We start from the raw sequence: 21420 nt of genomic DNA, 5'->3' as shown, positions 1-21420 counted from the left end.
GCCCCGTGCGCGGCGGGCAACGGTCCTGTCCCTCCTCGGTGTTCAGAGCTTGCTCGCCTCGGCGTTCCGCTCCGGCGTGGCCGTCGGCTGCCCGGTGCCGGAGGCGGGGCGCAGGATGCCGGCCGTGACGGCGCCGACCACGCACAGGGCGACCGGCAGGAGGAGAACCACGTCGAGCGGGGCGAGGTGGGTGAGCGGTCCGATGACGGCGGGCCCGGCGAGCATGCCGAGGTAGCCGAGACCCGCCACCCGGGACACGTTCGTCGCGGCCGTCTCGGGATCGGTGTGTCCGGCGGCGCTGAACAGCTGGGGGACACAGCCTGACAGGCCGATCCCGAACAGGGCCCAGCCGGCCAGAGCCAGGGGCACCCACGGTGCCAGAGCCGCCGTGCCGAGGCCGACGGCGGCGACACCGGCTCCGCGGCGCAGGACGGCGACCGCTCCGACGCGGGCGGCGATCCGGTCGGTCAGCAGACGTCCCACGGTCATCGCGGTCGCGAAGGCCCCGTAGGCGAGGGCCGCGGTGGAGGCGGGGGCGTCGAGGACGTCCCGCAGGTGCAGCGCGGACCAGTCGTTGGCCACCCCTTCGCAGAGCATCAGCATCAGGGCGAGCGCGGCCAGTGCCCAGACACGGGGCGGGGTCCGCCGTCGTGCCGACCCTCCGGCAGGGGTGGCGGCGTCCTGTGCGGGCGAGGTGCGCAGCAGGGCGGGAGCGGCGAGCAGGCCGGTCGTCAGCCCGAGCGCGGCGACCACGCCCAGGGTGGCGGCCGGGGAGACGCCCTCGCCGAGGGTGCGCGCGCCGAGGAGCGCGGCCAGCACGCCGCCGATCGAGAAGACCGCGTGGAAGGCGGACATGACGGGGCGCCCGTAGGCGCGTTCCACGTGGACGGCGTGGGCGTTCATCGCGACGTCCAGGCAGCCGTTGCCGAAGCCGAGGGCCAGCAGGGCGCCGCCGAGCGCGAGGGGGCCGCTCGCCAGTCCGGGCAGGGCCAGCGCGGCGCTGCACAGCGCCGCCCCGGCGGGTACGGCGATGCGGGCGCCGAGGCGGTCGGTGAGCGGACCGACCAGCTGCATCCCGGCGAACGCGCCGGCGCCGAGCAACAGCAGCAGCCAGCCGAGCACGGTGTGGCTGATACCGGCCCGGTGCTCGATCACCGGGATGTGCACGATCCACATGCCCATGACGAAGCCGTTCAAGCCGAAGTAGAAGAAGGTGGCCCAGCGGGCGAACCGAAGCGAGCGTGGCATGCAGCGAACATACAGAACACTTTCTTTGTTCGTAAACTCCCATCTCGAACATGTATGATGTTCAATAGGGCTCATGAGCAGCGAACGACTGAGGCAGATCACGGATGCCGTGCGTGGGGCGGGCCGTATGGGCGTGGCCGAGCTGGCCGAGCTGACCGGGGCGTCGGAGATGACCGTCCGCCGCGATCTGGAGGTCCTGGCCGCGCAGGGGGTCCTGGAGCGCTACCGCGGAGGGGCCCGCACGCTGCTGCTGCGCGGCCAGGAGCCGCCGTTCGCGTTGCGCGCCGCCGAGGGCCAGGAGACCAAGCGGCGCATCGCCGAAGAGGTCTGCCGTCTGATCTCCGACGGCGAGTCGGTCGTCCTCGACAGCGGCACCACCTGCCTGGAGGTCGCCCGGGTCCTCCACGACCGCCGTGTCACCGTGATGCCGCTGTCCCTGCACGCCGTCAACGCCCTGACCGGCGGCGCGGAGGTGACCCTCCTGGTCCCCGGCGGCCAGCCGCGCCCCGGCGAACTGGCCCTGACCGGCCCGCTGACCGAGGCCTCGCTGGCCGCGCTGCGCTTCGACACCGCCGTCATCGGCTGCTGCGGCCTCACCGCGGCCGACGGCCTGACCGCCTACGACCTGGCCGATGCCGCGACGAAGCGCGCGGCGATCGGCTCGGCCCGTCGCGTGATCGCGGTCGCGGACGCCCCCAAGCTGACCCGTACGGCCCTGGCCTTCGTCGCCCCCGCCTCCGCGCTGCACGCGATCGTCACGGACACCTCGGCCCCCGACGAACCCACTGCGGCCCTGGCCGCGGCGGGCGCCGTCATCCGGAAGGTGTGACCCCATGGCGGACACCGTGCTCTTCGATCTCTTCGGCGTCATCGCCCGCACCCAGTCGCCCGAGGACCGCGAGCGAGTCCTACGGGCGGCGGACCTGTCCGAGGCGCACTCCGCGGACCGCTTCTGGGACGCCTACTGGTCGCTGCGCCCCGACTACGACAGCGGACGCGCCGACGGGCGGCAGTACTGGCGGCAGGTGGCCGAGGCACTGGACACCCGCTTCGACGCGCGGCGCACCGACGCACTCGTCGCCGCCGACATCGCCGGGTGGGACGGCGTCGACCCCGACATGACCGACCTCGTCCGGGAACTCTCCGCCGCGGGCCGCGACATCGCGCTCCTCTCCAACATCCCCGCGGAACTCGCCGACCACTACGAGCGCCACCACGGCTGGCTCGGACACTTCCGGCTGCGCGCCTTCTCCTGCCGCATCGGCCACGCCAAGCCCGACCCGGCCGCCTTCCGGTGGTGCGTCGACGCGCTGGGGACCGAGCCCCGGAACATCCTCTTCGTGGACGACCGCCCCGAGAACGTACGGGCCGCCGAAGACCTCGGCATACAAGGCCACCTCTTCACCGGCGTCGCCCCGCTCAGGACCGTACTGACCGCCAACGTCCTGGGTGGCGGGGAGGTTTGACCGTCCGCCGACGCCTCCCCCGGCGGACTCACCTCATGGCCGCGCCCCATGGGCGGGCGGACGCCACCGCCCGTCGCCCGCCCCTGAGCAGCCTGACTCGGCCTCCAGGCGGGTTGCCCCACCGCCGGTCCGTACCGACGCGCTCGGCGGACGGGAGAGGAAAGCAGGGGCCGAAGGGGCGCGCGTTCGGCCCGGGGGGACGATCCTGTATGCGGGGCGGTCCGGGCTCCGGAAGCCGTGGTCCGGGCGCCGTCCCGCAGGCGACCAGCACCGTGACCGCACTGTCCCGGTCTCGTCCGGGGATGGGAGGAGCGCGTGAGCGAGCGCACGAGCGAGGCGCCGTCCGAGAGGGGCGACGGCGGGCGGACGGATCCACTCGTCCAGCTGTCCCTGGCACAGCTGAGAGCGCGCACCAGCATGAAGTGGCGTACGCACCCCGAGGACGTGCTGCCGCTCTGGGTGGCCGAGATGGACGTCCCGCTCGCGCCGCCCGTCGTCGACGCGCTGCGCACGGCCATCGACCTGGGTGACACCGGATACCCCCACGGAACCGCCTACGCCGAGGCGCTCGCGGCCTTCGCCGGCAAGCGCTGGCAGTGGGACGACCTTCGCATCGAGAACACGACCGTCGTGCCCGACGTCATGCTGGGCATCGTCGAGGTGCTCCGCCTGATCACCGGTCCCGGCGACGCCGTAGTGGTGTGCTCACCGGTGTACCCGCCCTTCTACGCGTTCGTCTCCCACGACGCGCGTCACATCGTCGAAGCACCCCTCGGCCCCGGCCTGCGCATCGACCTCGGCGCCCTGGAAGACGCGTTCGTACGGGCCCGGCGGCACGGCAGGCGTGCGGCCTTCCTCATGAGCAACCCGCACAACCCCACCGGCACCGTCCACACGCGCGAGGAACTCGAAGCGGTCGCCGAGCTGGCGCGCCGGCACGGCGTACGGGTGGTGTCCGACGAGATCCACGGACCTCTGGCGCTGCCCGGAGCCAGCTTCACCCCCTTCCTGACGGTGCCCGGCGCCGAGAACGCCTTCGCCCTGACCTCCGCCTCCAAGGCCTGGAACCTCGCGGGCCTCAAGGCCGCCCTCGCCGTCGCCGGCACGGAAGCCGCCGACGATCTGCACCGCATGCCCGAAGAGGTCGGCCACGGCCCCAGCCACCTCGGAGTCATCGCCCACACCGCGGCGTTCCGCGACGGCGGCGAGTGGCTCGACGACCTGCTGACCGGACTCGACGCCAACCGCGCTCTGTTGGGACGGCTCGTCGACGAACACCTCCCCGGGGTGCGGTATCTGCCGCCCCAGGGCACCTATCTCGCCTGGCTGGACTGCACACACCTGGACCTGCACACCGACCACCACTGCGCCGACGGCCCGGGCGTGGTCGGCGACGTGGCCGGACCGGCGAAGATGTTCCTCGACGAGGCCCGGGTCGCCCTCAGCTCCGGACACGTCTTCGGCACCGGCGGCGCGGGCTGCGTACGTCTCAACTTCGCCACCTCGCCCACGGTCCTGCGCGAAGCGCTCACCAGAATGGGACGCGCTGTGGCCGGACGGTGAGGCACCCGCAGCGACGCCGAAGGCCGGTGACCGCCACCGCGGTCACCGGCGCCCGTCACGTGTCGCCAGCCACGCGACCCCCTGCACCGTCGCGGTCGTCGCCGCCGCCAGACCCAGACCGCGCAGCACGGTCCCGCGCACCTCACCGTCCGTCAGCGGCACGCCCGCCGCGCGCATCCGGCGCGCCGCCCACAGGGCGTACGGGATCACCACCGTGGGAGCCGTGGCCACGCCTGGTGTGTAGCGGCCCAGGACGGCGGCCGACACCAGGTGCGTGACCCCGTGCAGGCCGAAACCCGTGACCGCCGTGCGGAAGAAGCGGCTCCGGCCGCCGGTGCGGGAGCCCGCGGCCGAGGCCGCCGCCACGACGCAGCCCATCAGCCCGATCGCGACGCCGACCCGGCGCTGTGGCATCCCGGAGAAGCGGGCCATCGTGGCGAGTTCCTCGGCGTCGTTCAGCATCCACGCGGCCAGCAGGCCCCAGGTCACGGTGGCCGTGCCGGGCGCGGGGGCGGGGACAGCGGCGGGTGCGGGGGTCTCGGTACGCATCGATCAGGCCTCTCCGACGGAAAGAATGCAACGCAACGTTGCGTTGCATTCGTAGCGTACGATGCCTCCATGAGTGACACCAGGGGACCCCGCGCCGCGACCGCCATCTTCGAGGCCACCCTCGGACTGCTGGCCGAGCGCGGGTACGACGGCCTCACCATCGAGGCCGTCGCCCGACAGGCCGGCGTCAACAAGACGACCATCTACCGCTGGTGGCCCTCGAAGCCCGCACTGCTGCGCGCCACCGTGCTGCACGCCCGCGCGCTCGACATCGACGTGCCCGACACCGGAAGCCTGCGCGGCGACCTCGTCGCGCTCGTCGAGCAGGTCGTCGCGCTGCTCACCGGGCCGCACGCCGAACCGGTCGTCCGCGCCCTGGCCGGTGGGTCGGGGCAGCCGGAACTGGCCGAGCTCACCCGGGACCTCTTCGCCGACCGCTTCGCCAGAGAGCGACCGATCTTCGAACGCGCCCGCGCCCGCGGCGAGTTGCCCGCGACGGACCCCAAGCTGCTGGTCGACCTCCTGGCCGGCGCGGTCTGGGTCAGGGTGCTGTTGCGCCGCGAGGCGGTGCCGGACGGCTTCGCGGCCGAGGCCGTCGACGCGGTGATCCGCTAGGCGGCCTCGCCGCACGCTCGTGTGCACCTGCCGGCGGCGGGGCACGCGCGCCGGGCCGGGTCGGTCCTGTCGCAGCGGTACGACGCCGAGCTCGGCGATGTGGACGTGTCGCGGCGCGCAGACGGAGAAGGCGACGGCCTCGACAAGGATGTCGACATGAAGGGGGAGCAGGCGTCGTCGGGCACGGCCTGACTCGCCGGGGTTCGCCGAGCAACACGCCTCCCGGGCAGTCGAGTTGGGTCGAGCGTGCGGGTGCGTGTCGGTGACGCCCGAAGGCGGTACATTCCGCGCAGTAGGCGCACCGAGGGGGGGTGCGCCGGGGGCGGGGGTGTGTGATGCGTGCACGTGCGGCGGCCTTGACCGTCGCCGTTCTGTTGTGCGGTGCCGTGATCGGCGCGGCGGTGGCCCTGGTCGCGACGGGAGCGCGGGGGACGCCAGGGGCGACAACGTGCGCGCTGCTGTGGGGTGTCGGACTGATCGTCGCCTTTCTGGCGGGCTTCGCCGTACGTGGCCGTGTCTCGCGATGGGCCGACGCGCCGGACACCACCGGAGACACGACCGGCGGGAACGCCCCGCTGGACGCGGTGGACGCGGTGGACGCGGTGGACGCGGTGGACGCGGTGGACGCGGCGGACGCGGTGGAAGCGGCGGACGCGGTGGAAGCGGCGGAGAAGGCGAGGGCGGCTCCGAAGTCCGCCGAGCCCTCATGGCGCGGCACCACCGCCCGGTCCGCGCTCGCGTTCGTCGTGTGCCTCTGCCTCGTCGGCGGGCTCTGGGCCCTCTGGCCCGGCGACGAGCCGGACCGGCGGCCGACGGCGAAGGCCTCGGCCGGCGCGGAGCCGCCCGCGAAACCGACCGTCGCCTGGCACGTCGCGGCCACCGGCGACCGCTACGACGAGGGGCCCGGTGCCTGGGGACTGGGCGACACCGTGGTGCAGGGGCGGGTCGACGGGCTGTCCGCGTACGGGGTGCGCGACGGCGCCGTGCGCTGGTCGGTGCCGGCGCCCGCCCGGGAGGCCGTCTGCGCGATGAGCCCTGGTGCCGCCCAGGGCGTCGGCCTCATCGCGTACGGAAAGCACGACAAGCCGTGCGCGACCCTCGTGGCCGTGCGCACCTCCGACGGTCGGAAGCTGTGGACGCGGCACCTCAAGGGCGACGGACTCACCGCGGGCGGCCTCGGCTCGGGCGGCTCCACCGCCGTCACCGCGGAGGACGACGCCCTGCGGGCGCGTTCCGCCGAGACCGGCACGGAGCGCTGGCACCGATCCCTGGCGCAGGGCTGCGAGCCCCGGGCCGCGGACGCCGATGCCGCACGCACCCTCTTTGTCGAACAGTGCGGTTCGGGCGCGCGGTTGATCGCACTCGACACCCGCACCGGAAGGGAACAGTGGACCAGGCGCCTGCCCGTCGAGTCGAAGACCGCGGCCGCCGTGGTCTCCGTGACACCGGCGGTTCTCGCGGTGTCGGAGGACGACCGGCGCGGCACCCGGGCCCTGCTCGGCTTCGACGAGCGGGGCGCGCCGACCGCGACCGTGCCGCTGAGCGGGCCCGACGGGGACGTCGTCGTGCCCAAGGGCATACCCGCGGGCACCGGCAGGGAGGGCCGTCCCCTCGTGTACGGCGATCTGCTGCTGACTTTGACCGAGCGCAAGGAACTGGTGCCTGACGTGGTGGTCGCCCACTCCCTGAAGGATGGGCACAAGGTGTGGGAGTACCGGACCGAGGGAGTCTCCACGGACGCGCTGGCCCGTGAAGCGGACGGTCGCATCGCAGTCCTGATCTCCACCGTGGACGGTGGACAGATCGTCCTGCTCGACGGTTCCGGTGCCGAGCACGGGCGGATCGAGCCGACCCACGCCGAGGACGCGGCTCTCTCCATCCGTCCCGAGTTGATCCCCGTGAGGGGCGGTCATGTCGTCGTCAATCACATGTCGATGAGCGGCGAGCCGGCCGTCTTCTCTCTGCGCTGACCCGGAAGCGGGGCGGTCCGACAAGGACCGCTCGGACGGCCTCGCCGGTGGGCTCCGGCGTCCGCACCGGCACGCTCGGGTGGACTCGCCGCGCCGCAGCGAGCACGCGGCCGGGCCGCTCCGGCGGCCGCACAGGACCGCGCCGACGACCCGGTCCGAGGCCGCTCATCTGGCGGGTGCGCTCCGAAGAGGTCCCCGGCACGGTCCGACGGCCGGGTCGTAGGCCGCCCACCCGGCAGGCACGCTCCGACGAAGTCACCGGCACGCACCGACCGTCCGCCGGCACGCACCGGCGAGCCCGCCGCACCGCGCCGACCACACGGCCCGGGACGCGCCGCAGAGTTCGGGGAGCGCTCTCTCGACGATGGATGGTTCTGCCGCGTGAACCAGGAGTCAAGTGATGCGACCGAAATTTCGCCTCCCGTCGCCGGTCGAATGTCGATCGGCGCTGCTGGAGGCCGAGACGGGCGCGCTCCACGGCGGTGATCCTTCGACCGAACCTCTTGACACTCTCATGTCACGGCGCCAACACTCCAGTCGATGGGAGAGCGCTCTCTCGCCCCAACCCCCACCTCCCATCCAGGAGTTCGCCATGCCACGGAGATCGAAGATCCTCTCAGGGACGCTGGTCGCGGGCGCGTTACTGCTGACGACGCTCGGCCTGGGCGGTGTCGCGATGAGCGCCGGTCCGCCGGCGCAGGACAGCGGGCAGACAACGTCGTCGGCGGCCGGACACGCGGGCCACACCATGGCCGTGTCGACCGCCTCCTCGACCGAGGACCCGGACGGCGACGGCTACATACCGGCGAACCCGCCGGTCACCGGCGTCACCCCGTCCACACAGAATCCGCCCCACCGGTACTTCCACGAATTCCAGGCCAACTGCTCGGTGAGCCACACCAAGCCGGACGACCCCATCGTCTATCCGCAGCAGCCCGGCAAGTCCCACGACCACACCTTCATGGGCAACACCACGACGAACGCCGCCAGCACCACGGCCTCCCTCGCGGCCGGCACCACCACCTGCAAGGCGCCCGGCGACAAGTCGGGCTACTGGATGCCGACGCTCTACGACGGCGACCAGCCGGTGCTGCCGGTCGGCCCGCAGGTGATCTATTACAAGGCGGGTGTCACCGACTACACGAGCGTGCGGCCCTTCCCGAAGGGCCTGCGGTACGTCGTGGGCAGCCCGATGCAGACCGCCGACGAGTTCCGCCACCACCCCGGCTTCGTCGAGGGCTGGGAATGCGGGGACAGTTTCTTCAACGTCGACTTCCCCACGAACTGCCCCGACCGCGCTGACGTGCAGCTCAACATCCGCTTCCAGGCCCCCAGTTGCTGGGACGGCAAGTACCTGGACACGCCGGACCACAAGAGCCACATGGCCTACCCGGTGGTCAAGCCCGGCACCAACGACAACGTCTGCCCCGCCGATCACCCGGTGGCGCTGCCGATGATCGAGTTCAAGATGGCCTTCCCCGTCAACGGCGACCTCTCCCGGGTCAGGCTGGCCAGTGGACCGAGCTACTCGTTCCACTACGACTTCTTCAACGCCTGGGACGACGCCACCCTCAAGGCGCTGGTCGACCACTGTGTGGTCGGCGGCCTGCAGTGCAACGCGCGCGGGTACGACGAGACGCACCCGGAGGCGGGCGCTGCGCTCGACGAGAACTACCGGCTTCCCTGAACACTCCCGCCGACAGAACACCCCGCGGACTTCCTCCGCGACGTCTGTCGCCGAGAAAGTCCGCCGGGTCCCCCCTTCAGAACCGGGCGGCCCTGCCGCCACCGTCCCCGCCGCGGCCGGGCCGCCCCTCCACCCGCACACCGGAGCAACCACCATGAACCCACCGCCCCGCACTCGTGCGCGCCGCCTCGCGGCGCCCCTCACCGCAGGCGTCCTGACCGTCGGCGCACTCACCGCCCTGCCCGCCGCACCGGCCCACGCCGCAGGCAGCGTCGTCAAGGTGACCGGCAGCCAGGGCAATTGGCAGCTGACCGTGGACGGGCAGCCCTACCAGGTCAAAGGACTGACCTGGGGCCCGGCGGTCGCCGACGCGGGCAAGTACCTGCCGGACCTGAAGTCCATGGGCGTCAACACCATCCGCACCTGGGGCACCGACGCCTCCAGCAAACCCCTCCTCGACGCGGCCGCGGCGAACGGCATCAAGGTCGTCGCCGGATTCTGGCTCCAGCCCGGCGGGGGACCGGGCAGCGGTGGCTGCGTCGACTACGTGACCGACACGGCGTACAAGAACCAGATGCTCGAAGAGTTCCCCAAGTGGGTCCAGACGTACAAGGACAACCCCGGCGTGCTCATGTGGAACGTCGGCAACGAGTCGGTGCTCGGGCTCCAGAACTGCTACACGGGCGACGAACTGGAAAGACAGCGCGACGCCTACACCACCCTCGTCAACGACATCACGAAGAGGATCCACACCGTCGACCCGAACCACCCGGTCACCTCCACCGACGCGTGGGTCGGCGCCTGGCCCTACTACAAGAAGAACGCGCCCGATCTCGACCTGTACGCCGTCAACTCCTACAACGCGGTCTGTGACATCAAGTCCGCATGGGCGCAGGGCGGTTACACCAAGCCGTACATCGTGACCGAGACCGGCCCCGCGGGGGAGTGGGAGGTGCCGGACGACGCCAACGGCGTGCCGCAGGAGCCCACCGACCAGGCCAAGGCCGCCGGGTACACGAAGGCCTGGGGCTGCGTCACCGGGCACAGGGGTGTCGCCCTGGGGGCCACGATGTTCCACTACGGCACGGAGTACGACTTCGGCGGCATCTGGTTCAACCTGTTGCCCGTCGGCCAGAAGCGACTGTCGTACTACGCGGTGAAGCGCGCCTACGGAGGGGACACCGCCCACGACAACACCCCGCCGGTCGTCGCCGACCTGACCGTCGAGGGCGACCCGGGCAAGGTGCAGGCGGGCCGTGACCTAACGCTCGCCGTCAAGGCGACCGATCCCGACGGTGACCAGGTCTCGTACGAGGTCCTCAGCAACAGCATGTACATCGACCAGAGCAAGAACCTGACCCCGCTCGCCTCCACGGCCCTCGGCGGCGGCCGCCTCAGGGTCACCGCACCCGACCGTCCCGGTGTCTGGAAGATCTACGTCAAGGCGACCGACGGCAAGGGCAACGTCGGTGTGGAGACGCGCTCGATCAGGGTCGTCCCGCCCACGGTGGACGGCACGAACGTCGCCCGGAACAAGCCGGCCACCGCCTCCTCCTACCAGGCGAGTTACGGCGACTGTCCCTGCACACCGGCCGACGCCGTGGACGCGGACCCCACGACACGCTGGGCGAGCGACTGGAGCGACCCGCAGTGGCTCCGGGTCGACCTCGGCACGCGCACGTCGTTCAAGCACGTGCAGTTGGTCTGGGAGGCCTCCTACGCCAAGACGTACACCGTCCAGACGTCCGACGACGGACAGAACTGGCAGACCGTGAAGACGGTGACGGCCGGCAACGGCGGCGTCGACGACTTCGACGTCAGCGGAACCGGCCGCTACGTCCGGATCAACGGCACGGAGCGCGGCACCGGCTGGGGCTACTCGCTCTACGAGTTCGGCGTCTACAACTGACCGGTTCACACGAGGGGGTGGGAATGACCGACGAGGAACTCGACCGGCTTCTCGACAAACTGACCCTGCGGGCCAAGGTCCGGCTGCTCACCGGCGCCACCACCTGGCGCACGCACGCCGAACCGGCCGTCGGGCTGCGGCAGATGGTGCTGTCGGACGGTCCGGCGGGCGTACGCGGAGAGACCTGGGACGAGCGGCACACCTCTGTACTGCTGCCCTCGGCCTCCGCGCTCGCCGCCTCCTGGGACGACGAACTGGTCGAGGAACTCGGCGGCCTCCTCGCCTCCGAGGCGCGGCGCAAGGGCGTGGACGTGGTCCTTGCGCCGAACCTCAACCTGCATCGCAGCCCGCTCGGCGGGCGCCATTTCGAATGCTTCTCCGAGGACCCGGAACTCACCGGCCGCATCGGCGCGGCGCTGGTGCGGGGCATCCAGGCCCGCGGAGTCGCCGCCGCCGCCAAGCACTTCGTCGCGAACGACTCCGAGACCGAGCGGCTGACCGTCGACGTGCGGGCCGGCCGGCGCACCCTGCGGGAGGTCTACCTCGCTCCCTTCGAGGCCGCCGTCGCCGCCGGGGTCCGGCTGGTGATGGCCGGGTACAACAGCGTCAACGGCACCACCCTGACCGCGCATCCGCTGCTGGCCGAGCTCTTGAAGAGCGAATGGGGCTTCGACGGAGTCGTCGTGTCCGACTGGGGAGCCGCGCGGGGCACCGAGGGCACCGCCCGGGCCGGCCTGGACCTGGTGATGCCGGGCCCTGACGGCGCTTGGGGCGACGCCCTGGTGCGTGCGGTCGACGAGGGCACGGTCGCCGAGTCCGTCGTCGACGACAAGGTGCGCCGACTGCTGCGGCTGGCCGCCCGCTGCGGCGCGCTCGGGGAGGCGCCGCCCCCGCGCCGGACGTCGTCTGTGGCGAGTGGCGCACGGGAGCTGGCCCGACGAGCCGTCGCGGCCGGCGCGGTTCTGCTGGCCAACCGGGACGTGCTGCCCCTGGACCCCGCCCGCCTGGCGACGGTGGCCGTCATCGGCGCACATGCCGCCCGGACCCGTACCCAGGGCGGTGGCAGCGCCGGCGTCTTCCCGCAGGACGAGGTCTGTGTCCTCGACGGGATCAGAAGCAGCCTGCGCGGCCGGGCCGAGGTCGTCCACGTGCCCGGACCGGTGCTCGACGAGCCTCCCGCCCCCTTGGACACGGTCCTGTGCACGCACCCGCGTTCCGGCCTGCCCGGGGTCATGCTGCGTGTGCTCGACGCGGACGGCCGTGAGCTGTACGCCGAACACCGGCGTACCGGGCGCCAGTTGGAACCCACCCTGGTCCCCGGCGCGCACACGGTGGAGATCAGCGCACGACTGCACCCTCGGACCTCGGGAGCCTGGACGCTGAGTGTCGCGGGATTCGGGCGGATCAGCCTTCGCGTCGACGACCGCCCCCTGCTGGACGGCGACTTCGTGAAGGACACCGACGACCCGGCGATCGTTCATGTGAACCCGCCCGCACGGCTCACCACCGCCCCGCTGACCCGCGGCACCGCCCCGCTGCTCGTCGCACGACGCGAACTCGCCCCCGGCACCGGCAGGGCGACGGTCGTGGGAGCCGCCCCGCCCGCCACCGCTGCCGCGCAGGCCCTGGCCGCGGCCGAGAGGGCCGCACGCGCGGCGGACGTGGCCGTCGTGGTCGTCGGCACCACCGAGCACGGCGAGTCGGAGGGACGGGACCGCGCGGAACTCGCCCTGGGGCCCGCACAGGACGCCCTCGTCCGTGCCGTGGCCCGGGCCAACCCGCGCACGGTGGCCCTCGTCAACAGCGGCGGCCCCGTCGAAATGCCCTGGCGCGCGGAGGTCGGCGCCGTCCTGCTCACCTGGTTCACCGGACAGGAAGGGGGCGGCGGCCTGGCCGATGTGCTGTTCGGGCGGTCCGAGCCCGGCGGACGCCTGCCCACCACCTGGGCCGCCGAACTCGCCGACGCGCCCGTCACCCGGGTCCGGCCCGCCGACGGCCGCCTCGAGTACGACGAAGGACTGCACATCGGCCACCGGGGCTGGCTGCGCACCGGACGTACCCCGGCCTACTGGTTCGGGCACGGACTCGGCTACACGACCTGGGCCTACGAGGAGATCGCCGCTCCGGCCGAAGTCCCCGGCGGCGGCTTCACGGTGCGGGTGCGGGTGCGCAACACGGGCGGGCGGACCGGCCGCGAGGTCGTCCAGGTGTACCTCGCCCGCCCGGACGCCGCCGTGGAGTATCCGCAGCGGTGGCTGGCGGGATACACGGCGGTCCGTGCCCGGCCCGGGGAAGCCGTCACGGTCCCCGTGCGGGTACCGGCGCGGAGCCTGCGGCACTGGGACGAGGACGCGGGTGTCTGGCGGGTCGAGCCCGGGGCCTGCCAGGTCCTGGCCGGACGCTCGGCGGGCGACCTGCCCCTGTGCACGGAGGTCACGGTGTGCGCGGAGGGAGGGCCCGGCCTGCTGGGAGAGCGCTCTATGCCGTGACCGCACCGTGCCGTTAGGGTGCGGCCATGAGCAGACGCGTCCCGACGCTGGAGGACGTCGCCCGTGAGGCGGGCGTGTCCCGCGCGACCGTGTCCCGGGTGGTCAACGGCGTGCGCAACGTGGATCCGGCGATCCGGGACACGGTGCGCCAGGCCATCGACCGCACCGGTTACGCACCCAACAGGGCGGCCCGCGCGCTGGTCACCCGGCGCGCCGAGACCGTCGCACTGGTGGTGTCCGGTGCGGGCGACCACTCCGCCGAGAGTCAGAACGCCTTCGCCACAAGGGTGTTCGCGGACCCCTTCTTCGGGCGGGTGGTCGGCGGTGTCGTGGGATTCCTCCGGCCCAGGTCCATGCACCCGGTGCTGATGTTCGCCGAGTCGGACGAGGCCAGGGACGAGGTGCTGACGTATCTGCGACAGGGCCGGGCCGACGGGGCGCTCGTGGTGTCCACACACCCCGACGACCCGCTGCCCGCGCTCCTGTCCGAGGCGGCACTGCCCGCGGTGCTGTTCGCCCGCCCCGCGAGACCGGTGCCGCTCAGTTACGTGGATCTGGCGCACTGGGAGGGCGGACGCCTCGCGGCGGAGCACCTGGTGGCGCGCGGCTGCCGGCGACCGGCCACCGTCTGCGGTCCGCTGGGGGTCTTCGCGAGTCGGGAGCGCCTCGCGGGATTCCGTGACACGCTCGCCCGGCACGGCCACCCCTGTGTGCCGGTCGTCGAAGGCGGCTTCACCCTCGGCAGCGGCAGCACGGCCATGGCGCGCCTGTTGTCCGAACACCCGGAAGTGGACGGTGTGTTCGCCGCCAACGACCTCATGGCACAGGGCGCGTGCCAGGTCCTGAGGGAGCAGGGACGGCGGGTGCCCGACGACGTCGCGGTCGTGGGCTTCGACGACTCCAGTGTCGCCGTCACCAGCCATCCCCGGCTCACCACCGTCCGCCAGCCCGTGGAACGGATGGGCGCGGAGATGGCCCGCCTCCTGGACGAACACATCCGCGGCGTACGGACCGAGGCCACGGCGGTCGGCTTCGACCCGGAGCTGATCGTCCGCGAATCGGCCTGAGCCTTCGCCTTCGGCGCCAGGACCGGCTCCGCCGGACCGGTGGACCGTGTCTCAGGAGCCCTGCGCGGACTGCCCCAGGATCTCCCCGAGCACCTGATCGGGGCCGCGGACCACCGACTCCAGAGCCACCTGGTCGTACCGGTCGTCCCCGAGCAGCGAACGGGCCGTGCGCTCGTACCGCACGCGCACGGGCCCCAGTTCGGGCGTCCCGCGCTGTGGATGACCGACCGCGCTCCAGTACGTCTCACCGGTGGCGTACGCCGCGACCGCCGGCTCCCCGGCGCCCTGCGCGGCCAGCGCGGCGGCGAGGACGTCCAGCCCGAGCGCCAGACCGAAGCTGTCCCCGATACGGCGCTTGCCCTCCAGCATGGAGCGGGCGTGCACCACGGCGTCCCGCGCCCGGTCCTCGAAGAGCGCGATGACGGCGAGCTGGTAGTCGGCGTACGAGCGGGTCCACCACTCGCCCCGGGCCAGCGAGTGGCGGCGCAGGGATTCCGCCTCGTCGCGGGCCTGGTCCAGGAAGCCCTGCCCGGTCAGCGCGAACACCCGGGCCAGGCGGCACAGCACCGCGGACGCGGTGTCCGGGGTGCCGCCCCCCACGCGGGCGAAGGCCTGATCGATCTGGTGCGCGGCAATCAGCGGCCGGCCGCCGAGCAGGTGCGTCAGCCCCAACAGGTACGCCGACCGCAGGATGCCGTCGGTGTCCTCCCACCGTTCGGCCTCCTGGCGGCACACGTCCGCCAGGCCGTGGGCCCGGCCGGCCTCGCCGCGCAGCACCAGGGTGACGCCCAGCGCCCACAGCGCGCGGATCCGGGTCGGGCCCGGCTCCTTGCACTGCGACAGCGCGTCCTCCAGATAGTCGGTGGCCTCACGGAGATGCCCGCAGCAGCTCCAGAAGAAGCCGAGACGTCCGCCGAGGTCGAGGGCGGCCTTGGGCCGCGTGTCGAGCAGATGGTCCAGCGCGGCGCACAGGTCGGCGTGTGCGGCGTGGATCCAGCGGTAGGCGTGGATCTGGCCGGGACCGAACCAGGCGGCGTCCGCGGCGCGCACCCGGTCCCGGAAGTACTGGGCGTGGCGGTCCAGCGCCTCGGCCGACTCGCCCAGTTCGTCCAGCCACATGCGGCCGTACTCGCGGACGGTGTCGAGCATCCGATGGCGCTCACCGTCGCGCTTCACGACTGATTTGCGCTCCAGCCCTTCGAGCGCCCGCACCGCCTCCTCGGGGGCGAGCGGGCCGCCGCCGCACACCGCCACCACGGTGCCGGCGTCCACCGCGCCGCGGAACACCGACAGACGCGCCCACAGCAGCCGCTCGGCGGGCTCGCACAGTTCGTGGCTCCATCCGATCGCGGTGCGCAGGACGCGATGATGCGGCGGGCCGAACCCTCGCGCGCCGTGCAGGTCGAGGCGGGCGCGCAGGACCCGTTCGATCTGGTCGATGTCCCGGTGGGCGAGGTGTCCGGCGGCCAGTTCGATCGCGAGCGGCACGCCCTCCAGGGCGTGGCACAGGCGGGCAGCCGTCACCAGGCCCTCCGGGCCGTTCAGCGGTGTGCCGGCGGCCGCCGCGCGTTCGCACAGCAGCCGCACCGCGTCGGTCGCGACGGGCAGCGGTTCCACGGTGACGTGATGCTCGTCCGCCAGTCCCAGGCGTTCCCGGGACGTGGTCAGCACGGTCAGGCGCGGGCACGCCTCCAGGAGGTGGGTGACGAGCGCGCGACAGCCGTTCAGCAGGCCCTCGCAGGAATCGAGGACGAGGACCAGGTCCCGGTCGCCCACCCACGCACTCAGTGTGTCGAGCGGTGTGGCCGCGGTGTGGTCGGCGAAGTCCAGCGCGTCGGCGATCACGGGGACCAGCAGGCGGTCGTCCCGCAGTTGCCAGAGATCCGCCCAGGCCACCGTACGGCCGTCGTGGCGCGCCCGGTCCGCGGCGTGCAGCGCGAGACGGCTCTTGCCGACCCCGCCGGGCCCCGTCAGCGTGACCATCCGGTCCCTGGCCAAGGCGTCGGCCAGATGGGCCAGTTCGCTGCCGCGGCCGACGAATCCCGTGGGTACCTCGGGCAGGTTGCTCAACACCCCACCAGTCTTGCGTCCCGGTGAGTCCCGACGGGCCGGTTCCGCCGAGATGGCGTCGCCGCGCGGGACCCGGCCCCTTCCTCCGCACGGCTCGCCCGGGCGGGACTCCACCCGCGGTTCCGTGGCGGAAAGCCGGTGACCGCCGGGCCGCGACACCGTCGTCCGGCCGTCCGACCTGCGCCGCGGCTCACTCACGGAACGTCACCCCATCGAGGCACGGCGCGAACCGGACCCGCAGTACGCGCCGGTCCGCCGTCTCCCGCCGACCACGCGCCGTCTTCGTGGCTGTTGCTCACTTTCGGGTGAGGGCTCGTGCGGGGGAGGCGTGGCCTGCCTGCCGGGGAGGCGTGGATCGCCTTTGCCGGTGGGGAATCCGGCCCGGCAGGGCATCAAAATGGGTCATTCGGCGCATAGATGGACGTTACATCCGAGTATCACGAGCATGTGCGGGATCCGTAACAGGCCTCGTGCCGGAGCCGCGGTCCGGTGCGTCGGCTGGAGGGTGTGGATGCGCGGCCGCCCGGCCGCCACTTGCACAACACACCGTGCCGGCCTGCGGCTTTGCTGCCGTGGCTGCCGGCGGGGGTGTGCTCTCATCCTGTGAAGGGGGACACCTAGTGTCCGTTTCTGCTTCCTCGATCGCCCGCCGTCTGACCGGCGCCACGGCCGTCGCCGCGGCCCTCGTGGGCGCGGTGGCACTGCCCGCCGTCGCCGCCGGCCACCACCCGGGCGACCGGAGCGACCGTGTGATCATCAGCGCCGTCCAGTACGACGCGCCCGGCTGGGACAACCGTTCCATCCGCTCCCTGAACAAGGAATGGGTGGAGATCACCAACACCGGCCGGCACGACGTGAACCTGGACGGCTGGACGCTGTCGAACGAGGACGGTCGTACGTACACCTTCCGCCACTTCCGGCTGGACGGCCGCGCCACGGTGCGCGTCCACACCGGAATCGGCCGGGACAGCTCGCGCGACGTGTACCAGGACCGCCGTGACCACGTGTGGGACAACCACGACGGGACGGCCACGCTCCGCACCGACCGCGGCCGCTTCGTCGACGAGGCCTCCTGGGGTGACAACCGCCGCCACCACGGCGACCGCCGCTACGACGAGTCCCGTCACGAGGGCCGTCGTGACCACGACGGCCGCCGCTGACGGACCCGCACATGCCGATATCCGCGGAACTCTGCGTCCGGCATGACCTGACCGGCGGCGCACCGCACCCTGTCGGCGGTGCGCCGTCGCTCCGCTCACCAGCCACGGCCCGTGCCACAAGGCACGGGCCGCGGTGGTACTCCGAGGACGGCGGAACGTGATCCGGACGCCCGCTGTTCGCGGTCACCGTTGCGGCTGCCGGGGCTCGAAGAACGGTCGAGCAGGCGCCCCGCACCCGACGACGGACTTCTCGCGTGGCGGCCGGCGGCCGACGGCCCGGACCGGCGTCAGTCGCGCCGGTGCCCGTGCCCGTGGTCGTCGTCCCTGTCGTGGTCGTCGTCGCCGGAACGATGGCGGTCGCCGCCCGATCGGTGCCGGTCGTCGTCGACCCGCTTGGACACGACCGCGCCGGTCCGCGCGTCGACGCCGATCTCGTGCTCCAGACCCGCGGAGTCGACGACGTCGACGTGCCACCCGACGGTGCCGCCCTCGTGGTCGTCGAGTTCGGCCGAGACCGCCGTACCGTCGACGGCGCCGAGCGCCGCGTCCACCGCGCGGCCCAGATCGGCCCCGGCGGTCCGGGCCCGCGTGTCGTCGTCCCGGTCCCGGTCGACACCGATCCCCAGGATCCTTCCGTCGCCGGCGTCGACGGTGACGTCGCGCTCCACGCCGGCGGCGTCGACGACCTCGACCTTCCAGACCGTCCGGCCCGCGTGACCGCCGAGTTCGACCTCGGTGACGGTACCCGCGACGGACTTGGCGGCCACCTCGGCGGCGAACTTGAGATCGACGTCGGTGCCGTCCACGACGACGCGGTGGTGACCCGAGTCGTCCCGCCCTTCGTCCGTACGGCCGTTGTCGTCGTGGTGCGACGCGAGCGTGCCGCCCGCGGTCGTACGGGTGCCGTCGTGCCGGTCGTCGGCGACCGCCACCGCGGTCGCCGCGGCGCCGCCGCCGAGGAGGGCGGTGGCCGCGAGCGCGGCGGCCAGCATGCGGTGACGCCCTGTCAGGGGGCGCTTGAGAGCCTTCATCGTGGGGTGGTCCCTTCCTGGCGTCTGCGGCTCGGCGGCAGCGGAGCCGACGAGTCGGCCTGACGTGCACCACCATGGACGGGAGACCCTGAAGCCAGGCTGAAGCATCCTGAAGATCACTTCAGGTGGGGTCTGAGACGCTGTGACCATGCGCCTGCTGATCGTGGAGGACGAGAGACGTCTCGCCATGGCCCTCGCCCGCGGCCTGGCGGCCGAGGGCTTCGCCGTCGACACGGCCCACGACGGCGTCACCGGGCTCCGTCTGGCACAGGAGCGCGACTACGACCTGATCGTGCTGGACATCATGCTGCCCGGCCTGAACGGGTACCGGATCTGTGCCCAGTTGCGCGCCGCGGGCGACGACACGCCGATCCTGATGCTCACCGCCAAGGACGGCGAGTACGACGAGGCCGAGGGCCTGGACACCGGCGCGGACGACTACCTCACCAAGCCGTTCTCCTACGTCGTGCTCCAGGCCCGTGTCCGCGCGTTGCTGCGCCGCCGCACGCGCGGTGGCGCCCCGGTGCTGCGGATCGGCGACCTGACGGTCGATCCCGACGGCAGGCGCGTCGACCGCTCCGGGACCGAAGTGGTGCTGACGGCCAAGGAGTTCGCGGTGCTGGAGCACCTCGCCCTGCACGCCGGGCAGGTGGTGTCGAAAGCCGACATCCTCGGTGGCGTATGGGACTTCGCGTACGACGGCGACCCCAACATCGTCGAGGTCTACGTGAGCGCGCTGCGCCGCAAGATCGACCTGCCCTTCGGACGGCGGTCCATAAGGACGGTCCGCGGGGCCGGGTACCGGCTGGAGGCCGACGGCGGTCGCGATGTCTAGGCCGTTCTCCTCGGTCCGGGCCCGGGCCGCGCTGGCCGCCACCCTCGTCGTGTGCGTCGCACTGATCGCGGCGGGCACGGCGGTCGTCGCCGTCCTGCGGCACAACCTCACGGACCGTGCGGGGCTGGAGTCCGAGGTCAGGGCGCGCACCGTGGCCGGCGCCCAGGCCGCGCTGAACGGTGACTTCGGCGGACTGGACCTGCCCGACGACGATGACGACCTCGTCCAGGTCGTCGACTCCGCGGGCCGGGTACTGTCCGCGAGCGACGACCTGGACGGGCGTGCTGCCGTCGCCGACTACGCCCCGGCCGCCGCCGACACGCCCCTGAGCACCGCGTCCGACGGCAGTGGCGACGATCACGGAGGCGACAACCACGGCCGCCGCAGCCACGGAGGCGACGGCCGTGACGACGACAGCGGGGACGACGAGGACATCAGCCCACCGCGCGGCAAGGTCGGCACGGACGTGGACCACAGGACACTGAGGGTCACGGTGGACGGCGAAGCCCACGACTACACCTTCGCCGCGGTGCAGGGCACCACCTACGGCGGCCGGACCTACACGGTGTACGCCGGCACCTCCCTCGAGGACCAGCAGGCCACGCTCGCCCAGGTGTCCCGGGCCATGCTGACCGGTCTGCCGTTCCTGCTGGTGGTCGTGGCCGGGGTGACATGGCTGGTCACCCGGCGTGCGCTGCGCCCGGTGGAGGGGATCCGCTCGGAGATGGCGGAGATAACGGGCAGCGGGGACCTGGCGCGTCGAGTGCCCCAGCCCCGCTCACGCGACGAGATCGCCCGGCTGGCGAGCACCACCAACGAGACGCTGGCCGCCCTGGAGAAGTCCGTCGAGCGGCAGCACCGCTTCGTCGCCGACGCCTCGCACGAACTGCGCAGCCCCATCGCCAGTCTGCGCACCCAGCTCGAAGTCGCCGATCAGCACCCCGCCCTGCTGAACACCACCGACCTGCTGCACGACGTCGTGCGCCTCCAGGGACTGGCCACCGACCTGCTGCTGCTCGCCCGCCTCGACGCGGGTGAACAGCCGGGCGGCACCGCGGTCGACCTGGCCGTGCTGGTGGCGGAGGACGTCGCCCGGCACGCCCAGTCCGGCCGCATCACCCCCACCCTGAAGATCGAGGACACCTTGCTGTCGGTCCGCGGCAGCGGTGGGCAGCTGTCCCGCGTCCTGGCCAACCTCCTGGACAACGCCCAGCGGCACGCGTCCGCCGCGGTCACCGTCGGCCTGGAGACCGAGGGGGACGTCGTGCTGCTGACCGTCGCGGACGACGGCCACGGCATCGCCCCGGCCGATCGGGAGCGCGTCTTCGAGCGCTTCGTCCGCCTCGACGAGGCCCGTGGCCGCGACGACGGGGGAGCGGGCCTCGGGCTGGCCATCGCCCGTGACGTCGTACACCGGCACGGGGGAACACTGACCGTCACCGACGCACCGGGCGGCGGTGCGGCCTTCGAGGTCCGGCTGCCCCGGGCGGACTGAGGGCGTCTTCGAGCCCCGCATACCCTCGGCGGGTACGTCAGTGCGCCCAGACGCCGGGCCCGCCGCCGCGCCACTCGATCCACTCGGCGGTCTCGACGTCCGAGGCCTCGATGTCCTCCCAACCGGCCCGGCGCAGGAATTCCGCGATGTCGACCAGCGTGTACGCCAGGCCGACGAAGCGTTCGCCGACACGGACCCGACGGCCACCGTCGGGGGCGGGGGCGTAGACGACCGCGGATATCTTCATGCGTCCAGAGTGACGAGGG

At 72.8% G+C, this 21420-nt stretch carries 18 protein-coding genes; 13 read left to right on the top strand and 5 right to left on the bottom strand.

All coding sequences use genetic code 11. The features are described 5' to 3' along the window. Window positions 1-42: 42 nt before the first annotated feature. Window positions 43-1248, bottom strand: a complete 1206-nt coding sequence (locus ABEB03_RS36525; RefSeq protein ID WP_345657211.1) for an MFS transporter — start codon at window positions 1246-1248, stop codon at window positions 43-45. Window positions 1249-1321: 73 nt separating this feature from the next. Between ABEB03_RS36525 and ABEB03_RS36520 the strand changes: the two genes are divergently transcribed. The 3 genes from ABEB03_RS36520 (at window position 1322) to ABEB03_RS36510 (ending at window position 4277) form a co-directional block, all read left to right on the top strand. Next, complete coding sequence (locus tag ABEB03_RS36520) at window positions 1322-2077, top strand: DeoR/GlpR family DNA-binding transcription regulator (RefSeq protein ID WP_345657210.1); 756 nt, start codon at window positions 1322-1324, stop codon at window positions 2075-2077. A gap of 4 nt (window positions 2078-2081) precedes the next feature. Further along, the gene (locus ABEB03_RS36515) at window positions 2082-2714 is read left to right on the top strand and encodes an HAD family hydrolase (RefSeq protein ID WP_345657209.1); all 633 of its coding nucleotides are present in this window, start codon (window positions 2082-2084) and stop codon (window positions 2712-2714) included. 315 nt (window positions 2715-3029) lie between these two features. Beyond that, window positions 3030-4277, top strand: coding sequence for a MalY/PatB family protein (locus tag ABEB03_RS36510; protein ID WP_345657208.1), 1248 nt, complete (start codon window positions 3030-3032; stop codon window positions 4275-4277). Window positions 4278-4319: 42 nt separating this feature from the next. Here the strand turns inward: ABEB03_RS36510 and ABEB03_RS36505 are convergent, their stop codons facing one another. After that, window positions 4320-4826 carry an HXXEE domain-containing protein gene (locus ABEB03_RS36505; protein ID WP_345657207.1) on the bottom strand — a complete coding sequence of 169 codons (507 nt, stop codon included), beginning with the start codon at window positions 4824-4826 and terminating at the stop codon, window positions 4320-4322. Between the two features lie 69 nt (window positions 4827-4895). Between ABEB03_RS36505 and ABEB03_RS36500 the strand changes: the two genes are divergently transcribed. The 7 genes from ABEB03_RS36500 (at window position 4896) to ABEB03_RS36470 (ending at window position 14563) form a co-directional block, all read left to right on the top strand. Beyond that, window positions 4896-5441 (top strand): TetR/AcrR family transcriptional regulator, encoded by a 546-nt coding sequence (locus ABEB03_RS36500; protein ID WP_345657206.1) that lies wholly within the window; start codon window positions 4896-4898, stop codon window positions 5439-5441. Window positions 5442-5462: 21 nt separating this feature from the next. Then, window positions 5463-5633: a hypothetical protein gene (locus tag ABEB03_RS36495; protein WP_345657205.1), complete on the top strand. Its 171-nt coding sequence runs from the start codon at window positions 5463-5465 to the stop codon at window positions 5631-5633. A 143-nt stretch (window positions 5634-5776) separates the two neighbouring features. Then, on the top strand, window positions 5777-7411 hold the full coding sequence (locus ABEB03_RS36490) for an outer membrane protein assembly factor BamB family protein (RefSeq protein WP_345657204.1): 1635 nt from the start codon (window positions 5777-5779) through the stop codon (window positions 7409-7411). Between the two features lie 592 nt (window positions 7412-8003). Then, window positions 8004-9098: a DUF1996 domain-containing protein gene (locus tag ABEB03_RS36485; RefSeq protein WP_345657203.1), complete on the top strand. Its 1095-nt coding sequence runs from the start codon at window positions 8004-8006 to the stop codon at window positions 9096-9098. Window positions 9099-9252: 154 nt separating this feature from the next. Continuing rightward, entirely contained in the window at window positions 9253-11007 is a 1755-nt protein-coding gene (locus tag ABEB03_RS36480) for a discoidin domain-containing protein (RefSeq protein WP_345657202.1), read from the top strand. A gap of 23 nt (window positions 11008-11030) precedes the next feature. Continuing rightward, entirely contained in the window at window positions 11031-13496 is a 2466-nt protein-coding gene (locus ABEB03_RS36475) for a glycoside hydrolase family 3 C-terminal domain-containing protein (protein ID WP_345657201.1), read from the top strand. Between the two features lie 26 nt (window positions 13497-13522). After that, the gene (locus tag ABEB03_RS36470) at window positions 13523-14563 is read left to right on the top strand and encodes a LacI family DNA-binding transcriptional regulator (protein WP_345657200.1); all 1041 of its coding nucleotides are present in this window, start codon (window positions 13523-13525) and stop codon (window positions 14561-14563) included. 51 nt (window positions 14564-14614) lie between these two features. Here ABEB03_RS36470 and ABEB03_RS36465 read toward each other — a convergent pair whose 3' ends face one another. Next, window positions 14615-16636 (bottom strand): ATP-binding protein, encoded by a 2022-nt coding sequence (locus ABEB03_RS36465; protein WP_345657199.1) that lies wholly within the window; start codon window positions 16634-16636, stop codon window positions 14615-14617. A 617-nt stretch (window positions 16637-17253) separates the two neighbouring features. Between ABEB03_RS36465 and ABEB03_RS36460 the strand changes: the two genes are divergently transcribed. Beyond that, complete coding sequence (locus ABEB03_RS36460) at window positions 17254-17793, top strand: lamin tail domain-containing protein (RefSeq protein ID WP_345657198.1); 540 nt, start codon at window positions 17254-17256, stop codon at window positions 17791-17793. A 287-nt stretch (window positions 17794-18080) separates the two neighbouring features. On the opposite strand, the gene ABEB03_RS36455 is transcribed toward ABEB03_RS36460, so the two are convergent. Then, on the bottom strand, window positions 18081-18824 hold the full coding sequence (locus tag ABEB03_RS36455; protein ID WP_345657197.1) for a PepSY domain-containing protein: 744 nt from the start codon (window positions 18822-18824) through the stop codon (window positions 18081-18083). 148 nt (window positions 18825-18972) lie between these two features. Here ABEB03_RS36455 and ABEB03_RS36450 point away from each other — a divergent pair, with 148 nt between their 5' ends. Together ABEB03_RS36450 and ABEB03_RS36445 are read left to right on the top strand one after the other, a co-directional pair. Continuing rightward, window positions 18973-19659 carry a response regulator transcription factor gene (locus ABEB03_RS36450; protein WP_345657196.1) on the top strand — a complete coding sequence of 229 codons (687 nt, stop codon included), beginning with the start codon at window positions 18973-18975 and terminating at the stop codon, window positions 19657-19659. Continuing rightward, on the top strand, window positions 19652-21154 hold the full coding sequence (locus ABEB03_RS36445) for a sensor histidine kinase (protein WP_345657195.1): 1503 nt from the start codon (window positions 19652-19654) through the stop codon (window positions 21152-21154). The genes ABEB03_RS36450 and ABEB03_RS36445 overlap by 8 nt, the downstream gene beginning before the upstream one ends. A gap of 37 nt (window positions 21155-21191) precedes the next feature. Here the strand turns inward: ABEB03_RS36445 and ABEB03_RS36440 are convergent, their stop codons facing one another. Then, window positions 21192-21401, bottom strand: coding sequence for a hypothetical protein (locus ABEB03_RS36440; protein WP_345657194.1), 210 nt, complete (start codon window positions 21399-21401; stop codon window positions 21192-21194). Between the last annotated feature and the right edge of the window lie 19 nt (window positions 21402-21420).

The organism is Streptomyces siamensis (assembly GCF_039543605.1).
Lineage (GTDB): Bacteria > Actinomycetota > Actinomycetes > Streptomycetales > Streptomycetaceae > Streptomyces > Streptomyces siamensis.
Note: the sequence above shows the minus strand (reverse complement) of the source record. Positions and strands in the feature narration are given on the sequence as shown.